Below are 1,526 nucleotides of genomic sequence, written 5' to 3' on the forward strand. Positions count from 1 at the left end.
TTCTTCAACGTCCGCGCCGCATCACCACCCGTCGCATCGGCCACGGTCTGCTGCGTGATCTGCCCGTCGAAGTTGTAGACCGTCGTCGTCACCGGGGTATGCACCGCGCCGGTCACCCGGTTCGTCGTGGCCGGATCGGTCTGCTGAGTGATCCGGCCCAGCTTGTCGTAGACGACTCGGGTCACCACGCCACTCGGGTATCCGGTCGAGATCTCGGTCTTCGACACCACCCGGCCTACTCCGTCGTAGGCCAGCTTGGTCACCAGACCCGCGGGGTCGGTCACCTGCGCCACATCACCATTGGCGAAATAGGTCGTGGTCTGCACCTGGCCACCGGGTGACGTGACCCGCCACGGCAATCCAGCTGGGGCGAACCCGCCATCAGCTGCTGCGATCGTCGTGCCGTCGGTGTACTGCGTGGACGCCACCCGGCCCAGCGCGTCGGTGGTCTTGATCTTGTTGCCCAGCGCGTCGTACTCGAACTTCGTCAGATACGTGTTGTCCGTCGCGCTGGCCGATCGGCCGTCGCGAAGTTCGGTGATCTGATCATTGCGCAGATCACCCGGCGACGCCGCGTTCAAGTAATAGCTGTAGTAGACCGTCGAGCACTTGCCTGCCGACCGGTCCTGGCAGGTCTGCTCCGAGATCGTGTTGCCCCGCGCGTCGTACTCGCTCGTGGTCACGTTGCCGTTCGGGTCGGTCACCGTACGCAGATAACCGTCCTTGTACCCGTAAGCCGTCTGCCGCTGCTGGGAACCGTCGGTCCAGATCTCCGCGACCTGCCGGTTGCCGTTCTCGACGTCGTACAGATAAGTCGTGGTGGCGTTCGTCGGATCGGTCACCACGATCTTCTTCGCCAACGCCGCACCCACCGCGTCCGCCGACGCGTTCTTGCTCGCCGCCACCTGATCGGCGACCTGCGCCGCCGTCAGCTGCGACTTGTAGAACGCGAACTCCCCGATCGAACCCGGGAAATACCCGACGCTCGCAGCGCTGTGGGCCGGCCAGTTCCCCTCCCACCGGCCCGCACCGACGTAGGCGTAGGCCGCACCGGTGGTCACGATCGTGGTGTTCAGCGTCCCGACCGCCACGCCGTCCAGATACATCGTCTGCGTATTGACACCCGCGGCGAGAGCCACGTGGTGCCACTTTCCGTCGGCCACCGACGTCGCGGTGGTGATCCGGGTCGTGGCAGCCCCGGTCCACAGGCCGCCGCGCAGCTTGCCGTCCGTGCCCACATACAGCGCCGGGGTCCACCAGCTCCCCGTCAAATCATTCAAAGGCATGCCTTGGTACGCATAAAGCACGCCACCCGCAGTGGACCCCGACGGCATCTTGAACCACATCGCGACGGAGTTCGGCCCAGTGGTCGGGATGTCGGCCGTCGGGAGACTCAGGTAGGACGTCGTGCCGTCGAACGCCGCAGCGGTGGCGTCGGTGAACGGGCCGGGCGAGCCGAGGGTCACCGTGTTGTAGGTGCCGATCCCGCCGTTGACCTCGTTGACCGCCTCGGTCACCCCGGACTC

Annotated in this window: 1 protein-coding gene; it reads right to left on the bottom strand. The window is 66.0% G+C overall.

From position 1 onward, the window contains the following. Window positions 1-1,526: LamG-like jellyroll fold domain-containing protein (locus AB0M47_RS42720; protein WP_363424765.1), on the bottom strand; the 1,526-nt coding region annotated here is incomplete at both ends.

Source organism: Hamadaea sp. NPDC051192 (genome assembly GCF_040682475.1).
GTDB lineage: Bacteria > Actinomycetota > Actinomycetes > Mycobacteriales > Micromonosporaceae > Hamadaea > Hamadaea flava.